Origin of the sequence: Methyloglobulus sp. (assembly GCF_046714055.1) — a bacterium.
Taxonomy (GTDB): Bacteria; Pseudomonadota; Gammaproteobacteria; order Methylococcales; family Methylomonadaceae; genus Methyloglobulus.
This window is the reverse complement of sequence record NZ_JBKKBJ010000231.1, coordinates 1-6,452: the sequence shown is the minus strand read 5'-3', so window position 1 is coordinate 6,452 and position 6,452 is coordinate 1. Positions and strand designations below refer to the sequence as shown.

Sequence of the window (6,452 nt, the reverse complement as noted above, 5' to 3'; positions counted from 1 at the left end):
ACTGGCGTGCCATGTGGGGCATCATCTGGCGGGAATGTTGGCGGTTTGTGACCCAGCGCGAACGCTTTATTTCCGCCTTGGTAAGGCCTTTGGTCTGGTTGTTTATTTTTGCAGCCGGATTCAGGTCAGCACTAGGATTGGCGATAAGCCCACCTTATGAAACCTACATTCTCTACGAAGTCTATATCGTGCCTGGGTTATGCGGCATGATCCAGCTATTTAATGGGATGCAAAGCTCGCTTTCCATGGTCTACGACCGTGAGATGGGCAGTATGCGTATCTTGTTGACCTGTCCATTGCCGCGCTGGTTTTTGCTAATGTCTAAATTGTTGGCAGGAACTGCGGTTTCCATTTTGCAGGTTTATGTATTCCTTGGCATTGCCTGGTGTTATGAAATCCGTCCGCCATTACAGGGCTATGGCTGGATTTTGCCAGCGCTGGTATTATCAGGGCTGATGTTAGGCGCATTGGGCTTGCTGTTATCATCACTGGTAAAACAATTGGAAAATTTTGCAGGGGTGATGAATTTTGTGATCTTCCCGATGTTTTTTATGTCCACAGCGCTGTACCCCTTATGGAAAATTAAAGAATCGAGCGCCTTATTGCACCATCTTGCGGAATATAATCCTTTTTCCCAGGCAGTTGAGTTAATCCGTTTCGCTTTATACGGCCAGTTTAACCAATATGCGTTTGTCTATACACTGGTCGCTTTTATTGTATTTTTGACGTTTGCAATCTTGGGTTATAATCCCTCCAAAGGGATGATGACAAGAAAAGGAGGAGCGGGATGAACCCGGGCTACGAAAACATTTCGGAAAAACCAAGCGTCAGTTTATTGATGGCTAAACCTCAAGGATCAACAATAATTACGGTGAATAGGTGAAAAACTCATTTTTTCTTGTTATTCCGGCACAAGAAACAAGGCCTGAGCGGCTAAAAGAATTTGAGCCAAAAGCTTTGGAACAATGGCTATTTGAACTGCCAACGGCAAACCCAGGATTGGCTACACGGCTGATTCAGGATTTTATTGGCGATTTTAATGAACTAAAAATGCCATATCAGTTACGGCTGGATGTGTTGGAGCAGATACGCCCTAAAGTTCTTATCATTGAAGATTATCTTAGGTTCAGACTGACAAAGACTGCCTTTCCAAAAGAAGAAAATGACTTAAAAATCCTTCAGGTATTGGTTGCGATCGAGCGGGAGTTTACGATTAGCTACTGGATAGTCCTTAAAGAACTCTCAGGCCGCCAAGTCAGTTGGTTTCAGGGGAAAAGTCTGGCTTTGTCACTCCAACGCTGCATCAAGGGCTTGAGCAGTGTAGTCATAAGCCATTTCATTATGGGGTTGCCGATCCCTGACTGGGTATGGATAGACTTACATTCACTTTACAAGCTGAGTGTAAAGTTAAAAAAAGATACTGTAAAAGTGCCCGATACAACAAACCATATCAACAAAGCAAGTTCCCCTGAGGAGTGTTATCGCCAGATCATTTTGTTCTGCCTGTCCCGCCCTACCGGACTGATGCAAAAGGAAATTTTACAAGTTTACGGTTTTATTGAAACCTTATTCCCCTTGTTTAATTTGAGTGCGGAAGCTATTGAGGGGCAACAATTTCAGTTTGCGGTCTTGACCGACGAGGATAAACCGCCTTTTGTCCAAGTTGAAATGCACACGGCAAGGGACTCGGCGACACTTTACGTTGATTTAACCCGGCTTTATAGGGCGTTAGAAAAGATGGACAAATTCATTAACTTTGCACGATCCCGGTTTGCCTCAATACACATGGAAAATCAAGAGGAGAAACCAACCGCTGAACTGCTCGATTATCTGGAACAAAGGTGGCTAGGGCTTGAGCTTCAAAAAGAAGCCATTTTTAGTGACCGTTTAGACCGTTACATGGCTATCGGGATGGAGCCTGCCCACAATCTGCAAGGCTCAAGCTCGTCCCAGAACAAATCCATAAGCAATAGTGAAAATGATCAGGAATTCCTCGTCCACTCGGAGTCTGACCGGTTGTTATTTAGTGTTTTCAGCAAAACGGGAATATTGTCAGTCGGTAATTTGATCAGTTTGAGATCTGATCAGCCAGGTTCAAGACGCTCTTTAGCCGTCGTTAACGAACTGCTTGTGGCAAAACAGAGCAGTAAAATCAGTTTTGGGGTAAGCCTTATTACCCTGAACTACCACGCCGTTTATTATGCCGTGGACAATGCGGCTGAAAAGGATGCCCCCCTTAAAGGTCTTTTTTATAATGCTGAGGGTCAATTGGGTGATTCCAGTTTTTTAGTGGTCGATAGCTTCATGTTGAAGGAAGGGGATCTGATTAAAATGCAAATGAGCCAGGAAAATATTTACCTCATTTTAAGGGATAAGAAGAATGTCGGCCTCGGTTACTGGCAATTTGAATGTCAACGGGTCGCAGCAAAAGAAGACAAGCCACAACTACCCAAAAAGGGCTATGACTTTATCTGATTTCAATAAGGGGATGACATTTCCCTTCTGACCCTACACAAATCACTTGAAAAGTTTTTACATCGTGGTAAGTTGGTTCTCTGAGTAGAGACCGGTCAAAGGAGCCTATGATTTTTGTCAACTAATGGGTTAGCCGAAATGAAGGTTTACTTGAAGAACATATTCGCAACACAAGCAACGAACCAGGAATTGGTAACGATTTGAGCAAAGCCCCTTAATAATAATTACAAACCATGAGGATGAAAAATGAGTAACGAAGAGAATGTGAAAAAAAGTGTAGAGTCGGCAAAAACTATTGTCAGCAATCAGGTTGCCGCATTTATGGGCTTAAAGGAGAAAAATCCAAAGGCTTTCTATGGCATCCTTGTGGCACTGATTCTGCCCATACTTATCTTAATGATGAGCGGGGGTGAATCGAATAGCGTTTCCGGGCCTAGCATTAAAGAATTGGCGGTAGGCCAAAAATACGTATTAAAAAGCCCAAATACAGTCGATCCCAGCGGCACCGTCCGTCTAGTTCCAGTGCCTGGGACGTTGGCTGCTTACGATGATAGCGAAGAAGCGGACAGAAATGCACCTTGCCAGCATATGACCCAAGGAACACCTGTCGAGGTGATGGAGTTTTCCGATTTTTCTGGTAAAAGAAAAATGTTCGTAAAAGTTAAGGTTGTAGACGGCGAATGTAAAGATAAAGACGGCTGGGTTCTGGCAATTGATGTCCAATAACAATAACTATAGATTGACACCCTATTAAAAAAAATCGATAATCAACAAGTTAACTTCTAGTGCGGGAATAGCTCAGTGGTAGAGCACAACCTTGCCAAGGTTGGGGTCGCGAGTTCGAATCTCGTTTCCCGCTCCAACAACACAAAAGCCGCGTTAAGTCGCGGCTTTTTTATTTCAAGCTTTATTCAATGTTATGGCTGCGTAGCAAAATGGTTATGCAGTGGCCTGCAAAGCCATCTACGCCGGTTCGATTCCGGCCGCAGCCTCCATCAGACAATTCAACAAGGTTCAACGAAGCATATAAAACCCGCATGTTACAAGGCATAGCGGGTTTTTTATTGTCCAATAAAGTACATAGGGTGTATTGACATCCGCGTTAAATGGGGGTACTTTTAGGGGTACTTTGAATTTTGTAAATTGAGATGCCCCCAAATGCTAACAGGATACCGCATGTAAAAACGCTCACAGGAGCGACAAAGCCAAACTAGGAAAAGCATTTAAGCTATCCGATGGAAAAGGCTTATTTCTCTTGGTGAAGCCGCAAACCGAGGGATGGGGCAAATTGTGGCGGTTCAAATATCGCTATGGCGGCAAAGAAAAATTGCTGGCTTTAGGCACGTACCCCGAAACCAGCCTTGACCAGGCTAGAACCAAAAGGGAGGAAGCACGAAAGCAGATAGCGGCAGATATTGACCCAAGCGAAAACAAAAAAGCAATAAAAGCATCAAAGGCAGTATTGGCAGCAAACAGCTTTGAAGTGATCGCACGGGAATGGGGGCAAAAAAAAGTTAACGGATGGGAAGACAAAAACAACCGCTCAAAACGGATGCTGGAGCGGAATATTTTTCCGTGGTTAGGCGGCAAGCCGATAAAGGACATCCTGCCCAAAGATATTCTGGATTGTTTGCGGCGCGTAAGATCGCGGCACGATAGAGACCGCCCACCGTACGCTGCAAATAACCGGGCAGGTTTTCCGCTATGCCGTGGCAACAGGACGGGTAGACCGTGACATTACACCGGATTTACGCGGGGCATTGCCACCCGCTAAAGGCGAACACTTTGCCGCCATAACCGAACCCAAACAGGCAGCGGAACTGCTAAGGGCAATCGACAATTACCAAGGCTCGTTTATTGCCCTTTGTGCCTTATAATTCGCGCCTTTGGTGTTTGTGCGTCCTGGCGAATTACGCGCCGCAGAATGGCAACACATAGACCTTGAGGCTAAAGAATGGCGTTACTTCGTTTCTAAAACCGCCGTGCAGCACATTGTACCGTTATCAACCCAAGCCATTGAGATACTGAAAGAATTGCAGCCATTAACAGGGCATGGGCGTTATCTGTTCCCGTCTGAACGCACACAAAGGGGCGATAGATGCATGAGCGAGAACACAATTAATGCAGCCTTGAAACGGCTAGGCTATGGTAAGGTCATAATGACAGGCCACGGCTTTAGGGCTATGGCTAGGACTATCCTTGATGAAGTGCTAGGCGTTAGACCTGACTTTATCGAACATCAACTAGCCCATGCCGTTAGAGACCCGAACGGAAGGGCATATAACAGAACTGCCCACCTGCCAGAACGCCATAAAATGATGCAAGCCTGGGCAGATTACCTTGATGGTTTGAAAAATGGCGCGATGGTGTTGCAGTTCAAGAAAACGCTTTGACACAAGAAAATACAAATAGCGCTTGAAAGCACAGAAAACTGTGTATAACACTCATAGCTTCGGATTACTGGCTGGATGGCTACCGGAGTTTGAATCAGCCGACGCTGGATGGCGTGCTGAAGTACTTGCATAAGGATGGATGTCCCCAAGGCACGAATGAAACAATCATTCTCGCTTTGGGGCTAGCATTGGCTCCAGAGCTTAAAAACTTTTGGAGTTCAAAATGCCAACAATTCAAAATATCCCCGTAACTGGTTTTTTACGCCTGAATCAAATTCTGGGCGACAAAAAGCAATCAATCGACCCAATCTTTCCCGTTAGTAGATCCACTTGGTGGAGCGGCGTTAAATCAGGCAAATACCCTAAACCCGTAAAATTGAGTAAACGTGTCACGGCCTGGAAAGCCGAGGACATAATGGGGCTTATCGAGTCGCTTGGGAACCAGCATGGATAACAAAACCACCGCGCAGCAGCGGGGCATAATTCATGCGTACCTGCGCGCCTGCGGGAACATTACGACCATTGAGGCGCGAACCATGCTGGGGGTTATGCACCCAGCATGGCGCATTATGGAGCTTCGGCGGGGCGGCGCGAATATTGTCACGCACTGGGCGACCGTACTTACCCCCAAGGGCAAGCACAGGGTGGCGCGGTACGTCTTGCTGAGTGGCGGCGGCAATGGGTAAGCCAGCCGCTTACGCAAACTACCAGCCTATAGATCCAAAGGTAGATTCTTTTGTCGCGACTTGGCGGCGTTAGGAACACAGGGCGCGACAAGTGGTTAGCCCTATGCCCTGCCCATGATGACAGAAGCCCTTCACTTGGGATTAAGCAACTTGATGACAAGATCATTTTCAATTGTTTTGCGGGTTGTGGTTACTTGGACGTGCTGGCGGCAATCGGTCTGGACGCTAGTGCGTTATTCCCTGACAAGATCACAAACCCTTACGAGAAACAGAAACCCGCGCCACGTTTCAACAAAAGTGATCTGTTCGACATAGCCATAAGCGAGGCTGGCATTTTGGCGTTAGGTTGGAGCGACCTTATCACCAATGGCAGCGTACCGGAAAGCGATTATGAACGTGTCCAAAGGGCTTACAGCACTGTCATGGGTTTGTTGTGCGAGGTGCGTAGATGAGAACCTTGGACGATAAATTAGCAGAGGCGGTAACGTCAAACAGGCAACAGCCAGGGCAGTCAGACGATGATGCGATTACGGGCATACCATAGTTCGACAACGAAGGGGGCAAAAAATCACAATCCACCCTGCTTATCGACATTGGCAAGCAATTCAAGCTGTTCCATGATGACAACAATGACGCTTACGCAGAGGCAAAGCGCAATGTTGTATATCCGCTTCGTTCTAAAGACTTCAAGGAACTGTTAGGACATCATTTTTTGAGAGTGTTCACGTAAAGATAGTAATAAATGTATTTTGGTGTTGCCGGAATATGTCAGGCGTTGTCAAGGCGCACCAAAGTTTGATGGGACCATAAACCCTCGCATCCTTTTTCGAGACGACTTTGGTTTTCCGCGTCATCCGCCCCAAATGATGGCGCGTATTGCCGTTGTCCCGCACTATCC

At 46.3% G+C, this 6,452-nt stretch carries 8 protein-coding genes, 2 tRNA genes and 1 pseudogene; all 11 read left to right on the top strand.

The window, feature by feature from the left end:
* On the top strand, positions 1-791 hold a 791-nt coding region (locus ACLQ6D_RS13930; RefSeq protein WP_411727916.1), incomplete at its 5' end, for an ABC transporter permease.
* 88 nt (positions 792-879) lie between these two features.
* Complete coding sequence (locus ACLQ6D_RS13925) at positions 880-2,475, top strand: hypothetical protein (RefSeq protein ID WP_411727915.1); 1,596 nt, start codon at positions 880-882, stop codon at positions 2,473-2,475.
* Between the two features lie 246 nt (positions 2,476-2,721).
* A complete protein-coding gene (locus ACLQ6D_RS13920) occupies positions 2,722-3,201 on the top strand; it encodes a hypothetical protein (RefSeq protein WP_411727914.1) in 480 nt (159 codons plus the stop codon).
* A 61-nt stretch (positions 3,202-3,262) separates the two neighbouring features.
* Positions 3,263-3,337 (top strand) — tRNA-Gly (locus ACLQ6D_RS13915).
* Between the two features lie 59 nt (positions 3,338-3,396).
* Positions 3,397-3,470: transfer RNA gene (locus ACLQ6D_RS13910), tRNA-Cys, on the top strand.
* A gap of 233 nt (positions 3,471-3,703) precedes the next feature.
* Positions 3,704-4,175, top strand: a pseudogene (locus ACLQ6D_RS13905) (tyrosine-type recombinase/integrase); the annotation flags it as partial.
* 9 nt (positions 4,176-4,184) lie between these two features.
* Positions 4,185-4,352: a hypothetical protein gene (locus tag ACLQ6D_RS13900; protein ID WP_411727918.1), complete on the top strand. Its 168-nt coding sequence runs from the start codon at positions 4,185-4,187 to the stop codon at positions 4,350-4,352.
* A gap of 18 nt (positions 4,353-4,370) precedes the next feature.
* Positions 4,371-4,868 carry a tyrosine-type recombinase/integrase gene (locus ACLQ6D_RS13895; RefSeq protein ID WP_411727913.1) on the top strand — a complete coding sequence of 166 codons (498 nt, stop codon included), beginning with the start codon at positions 4,371-4,373 and terminating at the stop codon, positions 4,866-4,868.
* Between the two features lie 223 nt (positions 4,869-5,091).
* On the top strand, positions 5,092-5,322 hold the full coding sequence (locus tag ACLQ6D_RS13890) for a helix-turn-helix transcriptional regulator (RefSeq protein WP_411727912.1): 231 nt from the start codon (positions 5,092-5,094) through the stop codon (positions 5,320-5,322).
* Positions 5,315-5,554 carry a helix-turn-helix domain-containing protein gene (locus ACLQ6D_RS13885; RefSeq protein WP_411727917.1) on the top strand — a complete coding sequence of 80 codons (240 nt, stop codon included), beginning with the start codon at positions 5,315-5,317 and terminating at the stop codon, positions 5,552-5,554. Before ACLQ6D_RS13890 ends, ACLQ6D_RS13885 begins: the two co-directional genes overlap by 8 nt.
* Before the next feature lie 50 nt (positions 5,555-5,604).
* Positions 5,605-6,006 (top strand): CHC2 zinc finger domain-containing protein, encoded by a 402-nt coding sequence (locus tag ACLQ6D_RS13880; RefSeq protein ID WP_411727911.1) that lies wholly within the window; start codon positions 5,605-5,607, stop codon positions 6,004-6,006.
* Positions 6,007-6,452: the final 446 nt, after the last annotated feature.

Bases quoted from the DNA above. Each gene is read 5' to 3' on its own strand.
- ACLQ6D_RS13920 (WP_411727914.1), top strand. From the start codon at position 2,722: ATGAGTAACGAAGAGAATGTGAAAAAAAGTGTAGAGTCGGCAAAAACT.
- ACLQ6D_RS13890 (WP_411727912.1), top strand. From the start codon at position 5,092: ATGCCAACAATTCAAAATATCCCCGTAACTGGTTTTTTACGCCTGAAT.
- ACLQ6D_RS13885 (WP_411727917.1), top strand. From the start codon at position 5,315: ATGGATAACAAAACCACCGCGCAGCAGCGGGGCATAATTCATGCGTAC.